General features: G+C 42.7%; 19 protein-coding genes and 1 tRNA gene. 13 read left to right on the plus strand and 7 right to left on the minus strand.

Features of this window, described 5'->3' with window-relative positions:
• Window positions 1–87 precede the first annotated feature (87 nt).
• From rsmE to ruvX, 4 genes are all read left to right on the plus strand, one after another.
• On the plus strand, window positions 88–822 hold the full coding sequence (gene rsmE / locus N483_RS01755) for a 16S rRNA (uracil(1498)-N(3))-methyltransferase (protein ID WP_023399481.1): 735 nt from the start codon (window positions 88–90) through the stop codon (window positions 820–822).
• A gap of 97 nt (window positions 823–919) precedes the next feature.
• Window positions 920–1,879 (plus strand): glutathione synthase, encoded by a 960-nt coding sequence (gene gshB / locus N483_RS01760; RefSeq protein WP_023399480.1) that lies wholly within the window; start codon window positions 920–922, stop codon window positions 1,877–1,879.
• A 19-nt stretch (window positions 1,880–1,898) separates the two neighbouring features.
• On the plus strand, window positions 1,899–2,456 hold the full coding sequence (locus tag N483_RS01765; RefSeq protein WP_023399479.1) for a YqgE/AlgH family protein: 558 nt from the start codon (window positions 1,899–1,901) through the stop codon (window positions 2,454–2,456).
• Window positions 2,457–2,460: 4 nt separating this feature from the next.
• Complete coding sequence (gene ruvX, locus N483_RS01770) at window positions 2,461–2,916, plus strand: Holliday junction resolvase RuvX (RefSeq protein WP_023399478.1); 456 nt, start codon at window positions 2,461–2,463, stop codon at window positions 2,914–2,916.
• 3 nt (window positions 2,917–2,919) lie between these two features.
• Here the strand turns inward: ruvX and N483_RS01775 are convergent, their stop codons facing one another.
• The 3 genes from N483_RS01775 to N483_RS01785 are packed head-to-tail and all read right to left on the minus strand — an operon-like array spanning window position 2,920 to window position 5,981.
• Window positions 2,920–3,816 carry a hypothetical protein gene (locus N483_RS01775; RefSeq protein WP_023399477.1) on the minus strand — a complete coding sequence of 299 codons (897 nt, stop codon included), beginning with the start codon at window positions 3,814–3,816 and terminating at the stop codon, window positions 2,920–2,922.
• Complete coding sequence (locus tag N483_RS01780; protein ID WP_023399476.1) at window positions 3,791–4,915, minus strand: PilT/PilU family type 4a pilus ATPase; 1,125 nt, start codon at window positions 4,913–4,915, stop codon at window positions 3,791–3,793. The genes N483_RS01775 and N483_RS01780 overlap by 26 nt, the downstream gene beginning before the upstream one ends.
• A gap of 16 nt (window positions 4,916–4,931) precedes the next feature.
• Window positions 4,932–5,981 (minus strand): type IV pilus twitching motility protein PilT, encoded by a 1,050-nt coding sequence (locus N483_RS01785; RefSeq protein ID WP_023399475.1) that lies wholly within the window; start codon window positions 5,979–5,981, stop codon window positions 4,932–4,934.
• Window positions 5,982–5,983: 2 nt separating this feature from the next.
• Here N483_RS01785 and N483_RS01790 point away from each other — a divergent pair, with 2 nt between their 5' ends.
• The 7 genes from N483_RS01790 (at window position 5,984) to N483_RS01820 (ending at window position 12,239) form a co-directional block, all read left to right on the plus strand.
• Entirely contained in the window at window positions 5,984–6,694 is a 711-nt protein-coding gene (locus N483_RS01790; RefSeq protein WP_036976274.1) for a YggS family pyridoxal phosphate-dependent enzyme, read from the plus strand.
• A 16-nt stretch (window positions 6,695–6,710) separates the two neighbouring features.
• Window positions 6,711–7,532 carry a pyrroline-5-carboxylate reductase gene (proC, locus tag N483_RS01795; protein ID WP_036976332.1) on the plus strand — a complete coding sequence of 274 codons (822 nt, stop codon included), beginning with the start codon at window positions 6,711–6,713 and terminating at the stop codon, window positions 7,530–7,532.
• Between the two features lie 9 nt (window positions 7,533–7,541).
• Window positions 7,542–8,075 carry a YggT family protein gene (locus N483_RS01800; RefSeq protein WP_023399472.1) on the plus strand — a complete coding sequence of 178 codons (534 nt, stop codon included), beginning with the start codon at window positions 7,542–7,544 and terminating at the stop codon, window positions 8,073–8,075.
• 20 nt (window positions 8,076–8,095) lie between these two features.
• Entirely contained in the window at window positions 8,096–8,536 is a 441-nt protein-coding gene (locus tag N483_RS01805) for a DUF4426 domain-containing protein (protein ID WP_023399471.1), read from the plus strand.
• A gap of 4 nt (window positions 8,537–8,540) precedes the next feature.
• Window positions 8,541–9,134, plus strand: a complete 594-nt coding sequence (locus N483_RS01810) for an XTP/dITP diphosphatase (RefSeq protein WP_023399470.1) — start codon at window positions 8,541–8,543, stop codon at window positions 9,132–9,134.
• Complete coding sequence (gene hemW / locus N483_RS01815; RefSeq protein WP_023399469.1) at window positions 9,131–10,267, plus strand: radical SAM family heme chaperone HemW; 1,137 nt, start codon at window positions 9,131–9,133, stop codon at window positions 10,265–10,267. Before N483_RS01810 ends, hemW begins: the two co-directional genes overlap by 4 nt.
• Window positions 10,268–10,409: 142 nt before the next feature.
• Window positions 10,410–12,239 carry a DUF885 domain-containing protein gene (locus N483_RS01820; RefSeq protein ID WP_023399468.1) on the plus strand — a complete coding sequence of 610 codons (1,830 nt, stop codon included), beginning with the start codon at window positions 10,410–10,412 and terminating at the stop codon, window positions 12,237–12,239.
• Here the strand turns inward: N483_RS01820 and N483_RS01825 are convergent.
• A complete protein-coding gene (locus N483_RS01825) occupies window positions 12,236–14,044 on the minus strand; it encodes a sensor histidine kinase (protein ID WP_063383307.1) in 1,809 nt (602 codons plus the stop codon). The two genes, N483_RS01820 and N483_RS01825, sit on opposite strands and share 4 nt — an antisense overlap.
• Window positions 14,045–14,231: 187 nt before the next feature.
• Here N483_RS01825 and N483_RS01830 point away from each other — a divergent pair, with 187 nt between their 5' ends.
• Window positions 14,232–14,474: a hypothetical protein gene (locus N483_RS01830; protein WP_023399465.1), complete on the plus strand. Its 243-nt coding sequence runs from the start codon at window positions 14,232–14,234 to the stop codon at window positions 14,472–14,474.
• Window positions 14,475–14,609: 135 nt separating this feature from the next.
• On the opposite strand, the gene N483_RS01835 is transcribed toward N483_RS01830, so the two are convergent.
• Window positions 14,610–14,694 (minus strand) — tRNA-Leu (locus N483_RS01835).
• A 248-nt stretch (window positions 14,695–14,942) separates the two neighbouring features.
• On the opposite strand from N483_RS01835, the gene N483_RS01840 reads away from it, so the two are divergent.
• The gene (locus N483_RS01840) at window positions 14,943–15,440 is read left to right on the plus strand and encodes an RDD family protein (protein ID WP_036976270.1); all 498 of its coding nucleotides are present in this window, start codon (window positions 14,943–14,945) and stop codon (window positions 15,438–15,440) included.
• 32 nt (window positions 15,441–15,472) lie between these two features.
• Here the strand turns inward: N483_RS01840 and lptG are convergent, their stop codons facing one another.
• On the minus strand, window positions 15,473–16,540 hold the full coding sequence (gene lptG, locus N483_RS01845) for an LPS export ABC transporter permease LptG (protein WP_023399463.1): 1,068 nt from the start codon (window positions 16,538–16,540) through the stop codon (window positions 15,473–15,475).
• Window positions 16,537–17,649 carry an LPS export ABC transporter permease LptF gene (lptF, locus tag N483_RS01850; RefSeq protein WP_023399462.1) on the minus strand — a complete coding sequence of 371 codons (1,113 nt, stop codon included), beginning with the start codon at window positions 17,647–17,649 and terminating at the stop codon, window positions 16,537–16,539. Before lptF ends, lptG begins: the two co-directional genes overlap by 4 nt.
• Between the last annotated feature and the right edge of the window lie 127 nt (window positions 17,650–17,776).

Genomic DNA, 17,776 nt, shown 5'->3' on the forward strand with positions numbered 1-17,776 from the left:
GTATTGACCATGATGTGTCGCATTCTATAGACTCACCGCCGTGAAAACCTTAACATGAGCGCATATCCAATTTAGACTTTCAACACTATGCGTATTCCACATATTTACCAACCTTCAGAATTGGTAGTGAATCAACCTGCCACTTTGAATGATGACGCTGCCGGGCATATCGCGCGCGTACTAAGAATGAAAGAAGGTGAACAAGTCAGTTTGTTCAACGGACAAGGTGGCGAATATCTCGCAAGAATTACTGCTATTTCCAAAAAAACAGTTGAAGTGACCCCTTTTGAATTTGTCGATAGGTGTGTTGAATCTCCATTAAATGTGCACCTAGGGCAAGGCATTTCTCGGGGTGACAAAATGGATTTCACCATTCAAAAATCGGTTGAACTGGGAGTCAGTGAAATCACGCCTTTATTTACTACTCGATGCGGCGTAAAGCTCAGTGGTGACCGATTAGCCAAAAAGCACCAGCAATGGCAAAAAATAGCGATATCCGCGGCAGAGCAATCAGGTAGAAACTTCATTACCAAAGTGCACCCTCCAATTTCGTTAGAAGAGTGGCTTGGCCAACAGAGTGACGAATTAAAATTAACATTACACCCCAGAGCAGATCACTCTATAAAGACGTTACCGGCACCAGATCAGGGAGTGCGCTTTTTAGTGGGTCCTGAAGGCGGTTTTACTGACGAAGAAATGTCCAATACCACTGAACAAGGCTTTATTGATATCAAAATTGGGCCAAGAGTCCTTCGTACCGAAACAGCTGCATTGACAGTTTTAAGCGCACTGCAATTGCAGTTTGGCGATTTAGCTCTTTAAAATCGAGCGACTAGTCCACATATAAACTGTGGTTAGCAACACATTGTGCTAACCACATTAGTCATACTCACCCAAAATAACACATAAGGTAAAGGCGATGGCAGTCAAACTTGGGATTATCTCAGATCCAATCAGTGGATTTAACATTAAAAAAGATACCGGCTTTGCCATGATGATGGCAGCGCAACAGCGTGGCTTTGAATTGTATTACATGGAAATGGACGATTTATATCTATACCAAGGTGAAGGCCGAGCGACAGCCGCCAAAGCACGTGTATTTGATGATGAAAGTCACTGGTATGAATTGGCTGACAAACAAGATATTGCGCTCAGTGATCTGGATGTCATTCTGATGCGAAAAGATCCGCCTTTTGACACTGAATATATTTACGCAACCTATATACTAGAACGTGCCGAACTTGCCGGTACATTAGTGGTAAATAAGCCTCAAAGCCTCAGAGATGCCAACGAAAAGTTATTTACAGCATGGTTTAGTGAGCATACCCCTGACACCTTAGTTACAAGAAATGCAAGCCAAATTAGAGCATTTTTAGACAAACACCAAGACATCATATTGAAGCCTCTTGATGGCATGGGTGGAGCATCAATTTTTAGAGTACAGCACGACGATCCCAACATCGGTGTTATCTGCGAAACACTCACCGAGCATGGTAGCCGCTTTGCCATGGCACAAAACTATATTCCTGAAATAAAGCAAGGTGATAAACGCGTTTTGGTTGTTGACGGTGAAGTGATCCCTTATTGCCTAGCGCGCATTCCTCAAGGAGGCGAAACACGCGGTAATCTTGCGGCTGGAGGTCGCGGTGAAGCGAGACCAATCAGTGAAAGTGATAGAAAGATTGCAGAAGCGGTCGCACCAACCTTAAAAGAGAAAGGATTACTGTTTGTTGGCTTAGATATCATTGGCGACAAACTAACAGAAATAAACGTGACTGCTCCAACTTGCGTTAAGGAAATTGAAGCAGCGTACGATATATCTATTATGGACAAGTTTTTTGATGCGATTGAAGCAAAACTCAACCATACTGAAAGTTAAATCATAGAAGGGGTCTCGCATGCAATCATTAGCTAATCACTTTCTTATCGCAATGCCGAACTTGCAGGACCCGATGTTCAAACGCTCCGTCACCTACATCTGTGAACACAATGAAGAAGGCGCTATGGGGTTGATTGTCAATCACCCCATTGACGTTACTGTAGGCGAGTTGCTCGACCAGATCGAAATCGACAATGACAAAGGCAGCAGTGCTGCGGATCAAACTGTTTTTGCTGGTGGGCCGGTGCATACGGACAGAGGGTTTGTATTACATACGCCCAAGATTGGTTATGCCTCGAGCAAAGAGCTCAGCTCTGACATCATGATAACAACTTCAAAAGATGTGCTTGCCTCTCTTACTTATCACGATAGCCCAGATGCATTTATCATAACGCTTGGCTATTCAGGGTGGGAAAAAGGCCAACTCGAACAAGAGATCTTGGAAAACTCTTGGCTGATAATTCAGGCAGATCCCGAGATTATATTTAGTACGCCGCCAGAAAAGCGCTGGGAAAAAGCCGTAAGTATGTTAGGTATCGACATCGCACAACTCAGTAATCAAGCAGGACACGCATAGAAGTATGAGCAATAAAAAACCAAAGACTCCTAAAGGTCAACGTACTGTAATGGGGTTTGATTTTGGTACACGTAGTATTGGTATGGCCATTGGCCAGGAAGTAACGGGAACAGCCACCAGCTTAGGCGCAGTCAAAGCGCGAGATGGCATTCCCAATTGGTCCGATATAGAACAACAAGTGAATGAATGGAAACCTGATTTACTTGTTGTCGGCCTGCCTCTGAATATGGATGGTACAAATCAGCAGGTTACGTTCGCAGCCAAGAAATTTGCCAATCGCCTGCACAATAATTACCGCCTTCCCGTCGAAACACAAGATGAACGTCTGACTACGACCGATGCCAAAGCCAGATTATTTGATCAAGGTGGCTATCGCTCTTTGGCAAAAGACAATGTTGATGGAATGTCAGCGGTCATTATTTTAGAAAGTTTCTTTGAACAACTGTGGGAAACAGAGTAATTACTACTTGTCTCCACCTGCGGCAGCATTGAGCTGCTGGTAAACCCTCATATCAGGGAACAGTCCTGCTTGGCGATAAGCCTGTTCGATTTTTCCCTGACGCCTCAGCTTCTCTAGCCCTTTTTGCAATGCTTCAAAAGCGCGCTCGCCTTGAGGGTGTAGTTTAGACACCACAAAATGACGGCTACTGTCCAATAAAACCACCCATTTGGGATGAGAAACTAGATTTATGTTTGCCAATTTAAAATCATTCCCCATCACCGGCATTAAATGGATCAACATAAAATCAACCCATTGCTTGTTCACAATCTGCGCTTGCGCTGACCAAGTTTGTTCATCCACCAAGCGTTTGAGAGGCAAACGACTTAAAGTGTGCCAGTCTACCAACCAGCGACTTGAAGACACCGCACTCAGCGTGCTTAGATCTTCAAGGGACTGAATATTTGCAACCCGTTTGTTCTCTTTGGCAAAATATAAACCAGCAAAAAATTCACCCTTTCTGATCACAGGTTCACTAATATACAGCTTATCAGCTTTTTGTTGTGCTTCTTCCAGCCAAAATGTATCGAAGCTGAGTAACTGCTTACCTTGCTCTAGTAAATTAGAATCTCTGAAGTTGACGTTTCCAGGTCGGTATTTAAACGGCTTGTCAAAGCCGCCTAAAATTAAAGCTTGATGCAACAGCACCATGTCGACAACATCACGCCGCACAAACTGCCCACCAAAGTTATCTACTTCCAACGGTGAGCGGCCAGATAATAGAGCTTTGTAGTTTAAATATACGTCATCTCTGATATAAATATCGACATAACTAGACTGAGCCCAACAAAGTGTTGTCAGGCTCAGATGACAACATACAAGCAAGCAAAACAGATTAGTTTTTCTTGCTGTCCAAGCCATCAATGGTGACCCCTTGCAAAAACCCTGCACCTTTTTGTTCATTGTTTTGCAATTTAATCATTAGACGTAAATCATTAGGCGAGTCAGCATGATGCAGAGCATCTGCGTAATTAACCCGCTGGGCTTTGTAGAGTTCAAATAAAGCTTGATCGAAAGTTTGCATGCCCATCTCTTTCGATTTAGCCATGGTCTCTTTGATGGACCCTATATCTCCTTTCTTAATCAATTCAGAAACCATCGGTGAGTTCAGCAGTATTTCTATCGCGGCAACACGCCCCTCACCTTTTGACGTAGGCACCAGTTGCTGTGCGACTATTGCTCTGAGATTTAGTGCCAAATCATATTTCAGTTTGTCATGCTTTTCTTTCGGAACTAAGTGCATGATACGGTCAATCGCTTGGTTAGCATTGTTTGCGTGCAATGTCGCAACACATAAGTGCCCAGTCTCAGCAAAGCTCAGGGCATATTCCATAGTTTCTTGGGAGCGAATTTCACCAATTAAAATAACATCTGGGGCTTGTCGCAATGAACTTTTCAGCGCAGCTTCAAAGCTCTCGGTATCTAGACCAACTTCTCTTTGGGTAATGATGCTCTTGCGATGTTCATGCACAAACTCTATGGGATCTTCTATTGTCAGGATATGGCCGCGCTGATTGCGATTACGGTAGCCCAGTAGTGCAGCCAAAGACGTCGATTTACCCGTACCTGTACCACCAACAAACAGTACTAGACCACGCTTTGACATGATCACATCGGTCAATACCGAGGGTAAACCAAGTTGGGTAACGTCAGGAATATCCGTCACAATTCTCCTGATCACCATGCCTGCACAGTCTCGCTGCCAAAATGCGGAAACCCGGAAGCGGCCAACATCGTTAGCAACCGCAAAGTTACACTCCTTTTCAGCGTGAAACTGTTGCTTTTGCCTATCTGTCATCGCCGACTCAACCATAGTCAACGCACTGTCACTATCCAGTACTTCTTCGTCTAGTGCCCTTAATTCACCATCAATTTTGGCGCTGACCGCCAAACCAGATGAGACAAATAAGTCTGATGCTTCTTTGTCTACCATCAATTGTAAATAATCTATCAATGCCATTGTTTAAAACCTTGTATTAAAATCCTGCGGCACCAAATTGGTTTTTATCATGTGCTTTAGTGTGCGCATCTTGGGTTGTGATCAAACCGTGGTTCACTAAGTTCATCAAACACTGATCCATGGTCTGCATACCGTGTAGGGCGCCCGTTTGAATAGCTGAGTACATTTGAGCAATCTTATCTTCACGGATCAAATTACGTATTGCAGGCACACCTAACATGATTTCATGTGCCGCAACTCGTCCTCCACCTACTTTTTTAATCAGTGTTTGTGAAATCACCGCCTGTAACGACTCTGACAACATAGAACGAACCATATCTTTTTCTTCACCGGGGAATACATCAATAATACGGTCAATGGTTTTTGGTGCCGATGTGGTGTGCAATGTACCAAATACAAGGTGACCCGTTTCTGCTGCTGTCATGGCTAAACGAATCGTTTCCAAATCACGTAACTCACCCACAAGAATAACATCGGGATCTTCACGCAGCGCACTTCGCAATGCTGCATTAAAGCTGTGAGTATCGCGGTGAACCTCACGTTGGTTAATCAAACTCAGTTGATTTTGATGAACAAATTCAATGGGGTCTTCTATTGTCAAAATATGATGATGCTTACTGCTATTGATATAGTCGACCATGGCCGCGAGCGTCGTTGATTTACCCGATCCCGTCGGCCCAGTTACAAGTACCAGCCCGCGCTGGTTTTCTGCTATTTTTTTAAAAATATCTGGCGCACCTAATTCATCTAGGGTCAATACGGTACTTGGAATAGTACGAAATACAGCGGCAGGCCCGCGACTCGTGTTAAACGCATTGACACGAAAACGTGCTAAATTAGGTACTTCAAACGAAAAATCCACCTCAAGGTTTTGCTCATAGTCCTTGCGCTGGTTATCATTCATAATATCGTAAATTAAACTATTTACATCCTTCGCTTCTAAAGCGGGAATATTTATGCGGCGTACGTCACCATCAACACGGATCATTGGAGAAACTTCCGAAGAAAGGTGTAGATCCGACGCTTTATGCTGCACACTAAAGGCTAATAATTCAGTAATATCCATCTATGACTCCACAACGAGCAAACAATAATATGGTTACAATAGCAGAACGGCTAAATAACGCCTACGATCGCATTACAAAAGCAGAGCAAAATTGTCATATTTCTGACCCTGTGCAACTTTTGGCTGTGTCTAAAACCAAACCAATCGAACTTATCCAACAAGCGTATGACGCTGGTCAGCGTCTATTCGGCGAATCTTATGTGCAAGAAGCCGTCGACAAAGTCATGCACTTCAAACAGCACAAAGACATTGAGTGGCACTTTATTGGCCCTATTCAATCGAATAAGTCGCGGCATATAGCTGAAAATTTCAACTGGGTGCAAAGTGTCGACCGAATCAAAATAGCGAGACGCTTAAGTGAACAAAGGCCAACAAATCTAAAACCGCTCAATGTGCTTATTCAAGTGAACATTAGCCAAGACGAGAAAAAATCAGGCTGCCTCCCCGAAGAGCTGTCTGACCTTGCTCAATTTATCAGTGAAACAAAGCAACTCTCGCTGAGAGGTTTAATGACGATAACCGCACAAACAGATGATGTTGACAAGCAACTGCAATATTTTCAGCAAATGAAACATTGCTTTGATAAACTAAAGACCCAATATCCACATATCGATACCCTTTCAATGGGCATGAGTGGCGATTTAGAACCCGCCGTTGCAGCTGGCGCCACCATGGTGAGAATTGGGACCGATATTTTTGGTAAAAGACAATAAAGGCCACACAGATAATATGTCTAATAAAACAATCGCATTTATTGGCACTGGAAACATGAGCTATGCCATCATTGGCGGCATGCTTAAAAACGGTTTCAGCGCCCGCAATATCATTGCTACTAATCGCAATCAAGAAAAGCTAGACAAAGTTGCACAGGATTTTGCTGTTCAAACAACCAGTGACAACATAGACGCCATTAAACGTGCTGACGTCATTGTACTATCTGTTAAACCACAAATGATGGAAGCCTTGTGCGAAACCTTTCGCTCAGCAAGTATCGACTTGAGCAACAAAGTAGTGATTTCAGTCGCAGCGGGTATTACCCTTGCTCGTTTAAAAGAAATGCTCCAAAGCGACGCCAAACTTGTACGCTGTATGCCTAACACACCATCATTAGTGGGGCTTGGCGTATCTGGATTATTTAGCCAAGATATTGATGACCAAGAACAAAGATTTATTGACCAAATTTTCAGCGCCACGGGAGTGACTGTCTGGCTTCAATCAGAAAGCCAGATAAATGACATTATCGCAGTGACAGGCTCTTCCCCAGCCTACTTTTTTCTTTTCATGCAAGCCATAGAGGAAAAAGCAAAAGCACTTGGATTCAATGAACAACAAGCACGGCAACTGGTGCAGCAAACAGCTCTTGGTGCAGCACAAATGGCCGTATCTCAACCAGGCGTCAGCCTTGAGCAACTTCGTGCCAATGTCACGTCAAAGGGTGGAACCACCCATGCCGCTATTGAGTCAATGAAAGATAATCAACTTCCTCTAACCGTCGCAAACGCAATGGATGCATGCATCGCACGCGCAGAGGAAATGGAAAAACAAATTTAAGGACCTAAAATGAATGCAATGTATTTTTTAATTGAAACCATTTTTAATCTATTCTTAATGGTGGTGCTGCTACGTTTTTGGATGCAGTGGGCACGTGTTGATTTTTACAACCCAATTAGTCAGGCAGTTGTAAAAGCGACCTCATTTGCTGTCAACCCCTTACGTAAGATTATTCCTGGTTTTGCAGGTATTGACGTGGCATCGCTGGTGCTTGCATTTATCGTCGCTGGCGCAAAAGTATCCGTATTGATGTTGGTGTTTAGCGGCCATTGGGATGCCGCTACAGCAGCTATAGGTGGGTTGTTAACCGTACTACGAGAAGCCTTTAGTTTGGTTTTTTGGATTTTAGTGATCCGCGCACTATTGAGTTGGGTGGTACAGGGTTATAACCCCGCAGCAGCTGTTTTTGAACAATTAACTGAGCCACTACTGCGCCCAATTAGAAAGATTATCCCACCACTTGGCGGGCTCGACTTGTCCATTATGGTGGTTTTGTTAGGCATGATGTTCTTACAACATTTGGTGATGGACTTCATGCGCTAAGCATATGAAAGTGAGGTACTATGCGATTCTATCTTTTCGTAATTTTACTTGTATTGGGCGCTTTTCACACCCAGGCGAATAACTCAGAGTCCGGTGGACAATTTAAAAACTTAGGTAATTGGGAAGTGCACTACATTGCCTTTCCATCAACCTTTATCCAACCCAGCGTGGCTAAAGTTTATGGTGTGGTTCGCAGCGAAAATAAAGCTTTAATCAACATTTCGGTGCTCGCTAAAGATCAATCCAAAACCGCACAAGAAGTGCAAATATCTGGTTTCGCAAAAAACTTACTGGGCAATAAAAAGCCACTGACATTTAAACAAGTTATTGAAGGCGACGCCATTTATTACCTCGCACAACTCGATTATTACAATGAAGATCTTTATCGTTTCGAGTTAAACATCCAGCAAGGCAATAATCGTCAATTATTAAAATTTCAACAAAAGTTCTACGTAGATTAAAGATATGACAAAACAAATCGTGCTTGCCACAGGAAACCAAGGCAAGGTCAGAGAGTTAGGCGGTATGCTTGAAAGCTTGCAAATTGAAGTCTTGCCACAGAGCCAATTTGACGTTTCTGATGTGGAAGAAACAGGCACTACTTTTGTAGAAAATGCCATTATTAAGGCTCGACACGCAGCAAAAGAAACAGGCCTACCCGCCATTGCTGATGACTCAGGCTTAGAAGTTGATGCACTCGATGGAGCACCAGGCGTATACTCAGCGCGCTTCGCTGGTAGCGGTGCAAGCGACCAGCAAAACATCGATAAATTACTGGTTGATTTAGAAGGTGTAACTAACCGCACCGCCCGCTTTTGGTGTGTGTTAGTTTATATGCGACATGCCAATGATCCTACACCCGTTATTTGCCAAGCAAGTTGGGAAGGTGCAATTGCGGCAAAGCCGCACGGTGATGGCGGCTTTGGTTACGATCCTGTTTTTTGGGTCGAGAATCTACAGCGTATGGCGGCTGAATTGAGTAAGGAAGAAAAGAATACCGTTAGTCACAGAGGAAAGGCACTCCAACAACTCATGACACATTTTAAGAGCATCCAGTGAACCTTCCTTCTTTAAGTTTATATGTGCACGTACCTTGGTGCGTGCAAAAATGTCCTTACTGTGATTTCAACAGCCATAGTCAAAAAGGCACCATTCCTGAGCAAGAATACATTGGTCATTTAATTGATGACCTCAAATCAGACCTACACCTTGTACAAGGGAGAAAACTGCATAGTATATTTGTCGGCGGCGGCACACCAAGTTTGCTTTCTGGCGATGCTTACGTTGACCTTTTACAGCAAATAGAAGCTCTAATTGGCTTTGAAGACGATATTGAAATTACCTTAGAGGCCAATCCTGGCACAGTTGAGAGTGATCGCTTTAAACATTATGTACAGGCTGGCATAAATCGAATCTCAATTGGTGTGCAAAGTTTACAAAGCGATAAACTTAAGGCACTGGGTCGCATACATGGTGAACATGAAGCCCTCAATGCTGCCGCTGAAGCACATGATGCAGGGTTAAATAGCTTTAATATGGATTTGATGCACGGTCTACCCAATCAGTCTTTAGATGATGCTCTGAGCGATTTAAGACGCGTAATTGAGCTGAATCCTCCGCATATTTCTTGGTATCAATTAACCATTGAGCCAAATACTCAATTTGCATCAAAGCCCCCTAAATTACCTGAAGACGAAACCCTGTGGGCAATACAAGAAGCAGGACAAGCGCTGCTGGCGCAGCACGGATATCAGCAGTATGAGATATCCGGTTATTCAAAATCAGGTTTTAAATGCAAACATAATCTCAATTATTGGCGCTTTGGTGACTACCTTGGCATAGGCTGTGGCGCTCATGGCAAGATCACACAACCCGAACAGCAACAAATTTTGCGTACCGTCAAAGTGAAGCACCCTAGAGGGTATATGGACTTGACCAAACCGTACATATACGACAGCTGGCAAGTCAATTTAGAAGACCAAGCATTTGAGTTTTTCATGAATACGTTTCGCCTGTTAGAAGCAACCCCAAAGGCTAACTTTGAAGCCTACACGGGATTACAAGAGGCCGATATACAAACGCAGCTAAACCAAGCAATTAAACTAGGTTTGTTGGAAGACTTAGGTGATTCATGGTTTGTAACAAATAAAGGGCACAGATACCTTAATGACCTGTTAGAATTGTTTGTCTAATTTGGGGTACATTTATTGCAACTTTGCATTCAACCAAAGAATTTGGTCGCTAGCTGTTGCGTGCCATATAATAACCTACACTAAGAGAGGCAATCTCTTGTGGGCTCATATATCTGAATATATAAAATAAGAAGGGTAAAACATGCGTAAACTTACCATTATCGCTGCTGCAATTTCAGCGACGTTATTGGCAGGCTGCCAGCAAACAGCTGAACAACCAAAGCCTGTAGCTCCTGTGCAACAAGTTGTTCAAAGTGAAGTAGAAAAAGCAAATGCTCTGTTCGAAGAGTCATTTAATCGCAGTGTCATGCGTAGTCCTATTTACCAAACTTATTTGGGTATTAAAAAAGACTATGACAAGTGGGACGACGGTTCAGAGGCACGTCAATTAGAAGACCTTGAATTAACTAAACAAGATCTTGCGGCGATCAATGCCATTGACCGCAGTAAACTAGACCCTCAATCTCAGGTAAGCTACGACTTGTTTAAACAGGGTCTTGTTGAAGAGATCGAAGACTTTAAATGGCGTCGTTACTCTTACCCAGTCAATCAAATGTTTGGCACACATTCAATGATCCCGGCATTTTTGATTAACCAACACCAAATTGCTGACGTTAAGGATGCAAAAGCCTATATCTCTCGTCTTAACGGTGTCACAACTGTGTTCGACCAACTAGTCGAAGATCTAGAAAAACGTGCAGAAGCTGGCATCATAGCGCCTAAGTTTGTGTTCCCTCATGTTATTGAGTCGAGCAAAAATATTATCAAGGGCGCACCTTTCTCCAAAGGTGCAGACTCTACACTTTTGGCTGACTTCAAGAGAAAAGTTGCCAAGTTAGAGATCGCACAAAATGAAAAAGACGCACTTATCACAGAGGCTAACAACGCCCTGACATCTGCTGTAAAACCATCTTATAGCAAGTTAATCAACTATCTAAATAAGTTGGAAAAACGTGCGGACAACCGCGACGGTGTTTGGAAGTTCCCTGAAGGTGAAAAGTTCTTCAACGTTGCGCTTGAGCGTACAACAACAACCAAGCTTTCTGCCGCTGAAATTCATAAGATTGGTTTGCAAGAAGTTGCTCGTATCCATGACGAAATGCGTGAAATCAAAGACAAAGTTGGTTTCAAAGGTGACTTAAAAGCGTTTATGGAGTTCATGAGAACCGATAAGCAGTTTTATCTTCCAAATACAGAAGAAGGCAAAGCAAAATATCTAGCTGATGCGACGGCGATGATTGACAACATGAAGTCTCGCTTAGACGAGCTGTTCATTGTTAAGCCAAAAGCAGACATGATAGTTAAGCGTGTTGAAGCATTCCGCGAAAAAGCAGCTGGTAAAGCTTTCTATCAGCAGCCAACGCCAGACGGTTCTCGCCCGGGCATTTACTATGCAAACCTTTATGATATGGAAGCAATGCCAACCTACCAAATGGAAGCGTTAGCCTATCACGAAGGTGTACCTGGCCACCACATGCAAATTGCCATCGCGCAAGAACTTGAAAATATGCCGAAGTTCCGTAAGTTTGGTCGCTACACAGCTTACACAGAAGGTTGGGGCCTATACTCTGAGCTAGTACCTAAAGAAATGGGCTTATACGAAGACCCATATTCAGACTTTGGTCGTCTAGCAATGGAGCTTTGGCGTGCATGTCGTCTAGTGGTTGATACTGGTATCCACGCAATGAAGTGGACACGCCAAGAAGGTATCGATTACTACGTAAATAACACACCTAATGCAAAATCAGATGCTGTTAAGATGGTAGAGCGCCACATTGTGATGCCAAGCCAAGCAACAGCATACAAAATTGGTATGATCAAAATTGTTGAGCTTCGCGAAGCGGCTAAGAAAGAGCTTGGCGATAAGTTTGATATTCGTGAATTCCACGACGTAGTACTTAAAAACGGCCCTGTTCCTCTAAATGTTTTAGAGCAGTTCGTTGATCAGTGGGTTGCTAGCAAACAAAGCTAATCCGCGTCTAAGCGAAACGCCGTATTCGCTAGAATGATATGTAAACAAGCCCCGCCATGTGCGGGGCTTTGTATTTTTACTTCCCCACCTAGCTTCTGTGTTACTAAGTTATAGATAATGCTCAAGCCGAGCCCGATGCCACCTTGATTTCTCTGTGTTGTGATAAAAGGCTCAAAAATAACAGGCAACAGTTCTTTATCTATTCCTTTACCGTCATCTTTGATATACAAGTGAATATAATTATTGACGATCAACGCCGAAATGACGATATTTAGCAACTTACCTTCTTGTTTTGCATGCTGAATACAGTTGTTGAAGCTGTAAGTTAATACTTGCACAAACACGTTTGGATAGCTGTTTAACATTAATTGCTCAGGTATTTCTACTTCGATATGGTAGTCAGGTTGTTTTAGTTCGTGTTGATAACAATCTAAAACCCCACTCACCAATGCATTGAGACTAAACTCCTGCACTTCATCATACTCTTGCTGAACTGAAACTTTTTTAAAATCATCAATCAAGGACGCAGTTCTCAGTAAGTTGTTCTCCAACAAAGACAGCGCAGACTCAGCTTCGGCGATCAGGTTAGTTAAAGTTTGCTTTTGCAACCGCCCAGATTCTAAGTCTTTTTTAAGCACTTCAACTTGTTCTTTTAAGTGCGATTGACTGGTAATTGCGACACCAAGAGGTGTATTTAATTCATGTGCAAACCCACTCACCATATTGCCTAAACTGGCCATTTTGGCCTCTTCGATCAATCTTTGCTGTGCTGCCGTAAGCCTATCAAGCAAAGTCTCAATAAACGCAAGTAAACTATCCAAATGATGCGCTATCTGTGCGATTTCATCTTCACCATCAATGTTTACCCTCATTGAGAAGTCTTCGTGTTGAGCAACATTTTTTAGTACGCGGCTTATTGAAATAATATGCTCTGAGATACGGGTGTTAAGCACAAACAGTAACAATAAACTGAAACAACTGATAGAAACGATGATCACTAAACAGGTCAAAATTAAGCTTTGCTTTTCACTCAGTGCTTCATTAAAAAGCTGCTTTGATACCACTTCAAAATGATTTCTAATAGAAATCTTCAACTGATGTAATTCCGATCTCACACCTTGGCTATGATCCAACCCTTGTTTCTGTAGTACGCTGATATAAGTATTAAAGCCGTGTTGGTATTGATTAAGAATAGAGAGTAGCTCCTGTGATTTGTTAGGAAACTGCGCAGATATCAGCAGCTCTGTTCTGCTTAATAAATCTTGATGGATGAGCAAATAGTTTGGTTCGAGCCTAAGTAAAAAATCTTTCTCTCTGCGTCGCAGCTCCAATAGCAAAATCTCTAACTGGGGATGCTGGGTTTGTCTAGCAATATCTTGCAGAGCATGAGCTTGACGCCGAAAGTTGCCATAGACCCCCTCTTCTTTGTCATAACCCAACAATGCCTGCATAGATGCTAGCTGCTCATACTTGAGCGCAAAGCGCTTAACTTCCTCGTCTAGTTTAAAGAGTAAAGTAAGATCCCGCTGTTGAGCCACCAGCATATTTAACAATTGGCTATAACTCTTGCGATAGGATGCTCTATCATCTTCAATCGATGCAAGACTCTCACGCTGACGTTCTATCAAAAACCGTTCTTCCTGATCCAGTAGACGCTGTATCTGAGTCTGAAGTTGAAAAAGGTGATCATTCAGAGTTCGGGTTTGCTGTAGCTGAACGTACAAAAACCAGCTTGCAACCATAATCACAATCGCAGAGCCCACTGCGGCTGTTTTAAAAAGTAAAAGTGACTGCTTTAACTGCACAAAGTTACCCAATAATGTATTTTGCCCCAACTAAAGTCTAGTCGAAGATAAGTATTATGGTATCCCCTCTGCGGATAGTTAGTTTTGATTCATAACCCCGCGAATAAAGGTATAAAGCACTTTTTATGAACTATTTTATGCCAACTATTGTCATCATCCCTATTGAATTCAATCAGTGAGAGTCAAAATGGAAATTTTCATTACAATATTCGTTTTATTAATACCAATTGTGCTAGCCGCGATTTACATTGTCTATATTCAAATGTCGACTCGCAATAAAGTGCGCCTAGCTGACTCTATTATTTATATGATAAAACATGACGAACCCGTCAATATAGATATGGAAATATTGGAAGGATTAAAACTCTCACCAAAAGAGAAAAGCTACCTACTTAACGTGTATAAGGCCCCAGCAAAACTCCACAAGTAATACCTCTACATACGCCGCAGATTAGAATTCGTTTGTCTGAAAATAGAAACCGGGTGCTATTCGCACAAGAAATCAGAAAGTAGGATAAAAGCAGAAATAAAAAAGCCCCAGAAATCATTCTGGGGCTATAAAAAGTGGTACCAGTGGGCGGACTTGAACCGCCACGCCCGAAGGCAACGGATTTTGAATCCGTCATGTCTACCAATTCCATCACACTGGCATCATTTTTCTTTAATCTTCTAACTTCGAGAAGATAAAGAAAAACCACTTTGAGCTTAGGCTTTTTTTATTTGCCCTCGTCTCTATGCCCTGCATTATACAAATATGTGACAGCCCCGCAAGCAGTTTTTTTAATTAATGTGTTCAAGTGCTGAGTATTTGACCAAAATCATAAAATATCGAGGTTTGATAAATAAGCGCCTATATTGTGTGTAGAATATTGTCATATCGTTTTATATGGGTTTTTACATGTCATCATTTCCCCGCGCAGGTTTTATTAGAAGGGTTGCATCATTAATATACGATGCATTAGTCGTCGTAGCCTTTGCGATGCTCACGACAATTGTTTTCTTAGGCTTGGTACAAGGCATGCTTTCTATGGGCTGGTACACCCTTGAAGGCCATGAGGATGTCTCCGCTCTCATTCAAGCAACACCTACGCTATACTACAGCCGTACAGTGTTGTTGGTATTGGTCTCTGTTGCCTTTTTTGCTTACTTTTGGACTAAAAGTGGACAGACAATCGGAATGCGAGCATGGCGCTTAAAAGTCCAGAGCACCGAAGGCCAATTACTCACTTGGCCTCAAGCCATTGCGCGCAGTTTAGCTGCCCTATTGGGGTTAGGAAATTTACTCGTATTAATAGACCGGAAACACAAACGAGCTCTTCAAGATATGTTGAGTGGCAGCGAAGTATTGTTGCTCAGCAAAGAAGAGAATAAAAAAGTGTACGATAGCTTAGATTAACTATCGTAAAAAAGGCGCCTTCGGCGCCTTTTTTATTGTCTTCTTTGTAAAAAGTACATCGCTAGCAAAGTAAAAATGATACTCGGCATTACTGCACCAACTAAAGGTGGGATCTGATATACCATGACAATGGGGCCAAACACTTCATTGCTAAGATGGAAGGTTAGGCCCGTGACTACACCCATAATAATCCTCGCCCCCATACTTACTGAACGTAGAGGACCAAAAATAAAAGACAGCGCAACTAGCAACATGACAGCTATCGTGACTGGTTGCATCACCTTACGCCATAAAGCCAGCTCATAATTACTGGTATCTTGCTCGTTTTGTTCCAGATAATTTAGATAAGATACGAGTCCGCTGAATGACAAAGACTCAGGTTCAAATGAAGATACCCCTAACCTGTCTATTGTGAGCTGCGAGTCATAGACCTTTGATTGTGCATAATAGGTACTCACTTGCTGCTCAGTGATATGGATCTCTTCTACTGCTTTGAGCTCCCAACCTTGCTCGGTAGTCATCGCTGATTGCGCCCTTGTAATTTGGCCTAAGGTTAGATCATCCTCAAAGTGATATATATTGATGTCTGTCAGTTCACCTGACTTTTCAACATTCGCAATATTGATAAAATTATTGCCATCTTTGGCCCACAGCCCTTTTTGTGCATCGTAGACATCTCCGCCGTATATAGCTTGATTACGTAGCTGTTTGGCTGTGCGCTCCGCCTCAGGAGCTCCCCATTCGCCAAGTGCCATCATGCATATCGCCAAAATAATAGCGGTTTTCATAACAGAGCCTATGATTTGCAATCTCGACATACCAGCGGCTTGCATAACCACTAACTCACTGCTGGAGGCCAAAGCACCCAATCCTGTTAATCCGCCGATCAAGGCAGCCATCGGAAAAAACACCACAATATCGCTTGGCACACTGTATAACGTGAATAGTAATGCATCCGATACTTCATAAGTGCCGCGTCCCACAGAGCGCAGCTGTTCAATAAATTTGATTAAGGTATTGATCCCCACAAACACCAACAAAGCAAAACTGGTAGTTTGTAAAATACTACGGCCCAAATACCAATCAAGCATTTTCATCATGCCGCTGCCTCCTTATTTTTAAGGATAGATCTCAGCCACACGCCAAAAGGTCGCCCTTTCACTATCAGATAAGCCCCTATAAATAACACCGATAAGTGGATCCACCACAATCCAACAGAAGGCGGAATTTTACCTTCAGCCACAAGATATTTACCGGCATTGAGCAAAATAAAATACCCCAAATATATACCTATTGCGGGAACCAGTTTTGCAAATTTTCCCTGCCTAGGGTTAACCACGCTCAAAGGCACTGCTAGCAGTGTTAAAAGAATGATTGAGATAGGTGTTGCGATCCGCAATTGAAATTGTGCAGCAGCTTCGGGCGTATTTAATTCTAACAACCTACTTGAAGGTAAGTCTTCTAACTCTCGTCTTCGACGTTCAATTTCTTGCTCTTGGATCTGAACTTGATAACTGCCGAATTCGGTTTTGTTCAACGCTTGACTAAATCCATCGGTTTCATAGCGCTTGCCATCTTTCAAAATCAGCTGCTGCTCTCCGGACTCACCTTCTGCCACTTCACCTTGTTGTGCATAGACGATCCGCGCCGCATTATTCGATTCTTTTTCTGGCAATTGCGCCACAAACACCTTATTTAACACAGAGCCTTGCTCACTGGTATTGTGAATAAATACAACAGCTTTCTCATTACCTGTTTGCTGAAACCGCCCTGCTCGCAATTGAGTTAACCCGGACTCTGCATTGGCTTGCTCTCTCAGTTGGTTTTGCTTTTCCCCAGCCCAAGGCGCTATATGCAAGCTCACAGCACCCGCAATTAATGCGACAAAAAAACTCGAGATGAGTGTTACACGAACAACATACCACTCACTGACACCGCAGGCTTTTAGTACAGTCATTTCACTGTCAGCATAAATACGGCTATACGCCAAAATAGTGCCCAAAAACACACTGAGTGGCAGAATATATACGGCTAATTTGGGTAAATTAAGCGCTAAAAATGACAACACGAGTTTTCCTGGTATTCCTCCACCTGAAGCTTCGGCTAAAATTTTGACAAATTTTTGCGAGAGAAAAATCGTCATTAGAGTAAGGAAAACGGCGACCTGCGATTTTAAAACTTCAGCAGTCAAATATCGAAAAATTAGCAATGTTCGCCCCTATAAAACGTCTCATTTCACTGGAATAGTAGGAAATTTTGAGTAAACTGGTTATTTTAGTCACTTTATTATATGCCATCAAAATCAAATATCCTACTAGTGCAGCAGCACTAAAGTA

Origin of the sequence: Pseudoalteromonas luteoviolacea NCIMB 1944 (genome assembly GCF_001625565.1) — a bacterium.
Taxonomy (GTDB): domain Bacteria; phylum Pseudomonadota; class Gammaproteobacteria; order Enterobacterales; family Alteromonadaceae; genus Pseudoalteromonas; species Pseudoalteromonas luteoviolacea_F.

Bases quoted from the DNA above. Each gene is read 5' to 3' on its own strand.
- N483_RS01765 (WP_023399479.1), top strand. From the start codon at position 1,899: ATGCAATCATTAGCTAATCACTTTCTTATCGCAATGCCGAACTTGCAG.
- proC (WP_036976332.1), top strand. From the start codon at position 6,711: ATGTCTAATAAAACAATCGCATTTATTGGCACTGGAAACATGAGCTAT.
- rsmE (WP_023399481.1), top strand. From the start codon at position 88: ATGCGTATTCCACATATTTACCAACCTTCAGAATTGGTAGTGAATCAA.
- N483_RS01840 (WP_036976270.1), top strand. From the start codon at position 14,943: ATGTCATCATTTCCCCGCGCAGGTTTTATTAGAAGGGTTGCATCATTA.
- lptG (WP_023399463.1), bottom strand. From the start codon at position 16,540: ATGATGAAAATGCTTGATTGGTATTTGGGCCGTAGTATTTTACAAACT.
- N483_RS01805 (WP_023399471.1), top strand. From the start codon at position 8,096: ATGCGATTCTATCTTTTCGTAATTTTACTTGTATTGGGCGCTTTTCAC.
- N483_RS01820 (WP_023399468.1), top strand. From the start codon at position 10,410: ATGCGTAAACTTACCATTATCGCTGCTGCAATTTCAGCGACGTTATTG.
- N483_RS01775 (WP_023399477.1), bottom strand. From the start codon at position 3,816: ATGGCTTGGACAGCAAGAAAAACTAATCTGTTTTGCTTGCTTGTATGT.
- gshB (WP_023399480.1), top strand. From the start codon at position 920: ATGGCAGTCAAACTTGGGATTATCTCAGATCCAATCAGTGGATTTAAC.
- N483_RS01780 (WP_023399476.1), bottom strand. From the start codon at position 4,915: ATGGCATTGATAGATTATTTACAATTGATGGTAGACAAAGAAGCATCA.
- N483_RS01790 (WP_036976274.1), top strand. From the start codon at position 5,984: ATGACTCCACAACGAGCAAACAATAATATGGTTACAATAGCAGAACGG.
- N483_RS01800 (WP_023399472.1), top strand. From the start codon at position 7,542: ATGAATGCAATGTATTTTTTAATTGAAACCATTTTTAATCTATTCTTA.
- N483_RS01810 (WP_023399470.1), top strand. From the start codon at position 8,541: ATGACAAAACAAATCGTGCTTGCCACAGGAAACCAAGGCAAGGTCAGA.
- ruvX (WP_023399478.1), top strand. From the start codon at position 2,461: ATGAGCAATAAAAAACCAAAGACTCCTAAAGGTCAACGTACTGTAATG.
- N483_RS01830 (WP_023399465.1), top strand. From the start codon at position 14,232: ATGGAAATTTTCATTACAATATTCGTTTTATTAATACCAATTGTGCTA.
- N483_RS01785 (WP_023399475.1), bottom strand. From the start codon at position 5,981: ATGGATATTACTGAATTATTAGCCTTTAGTGTGCAGCATAAAGCGTCG.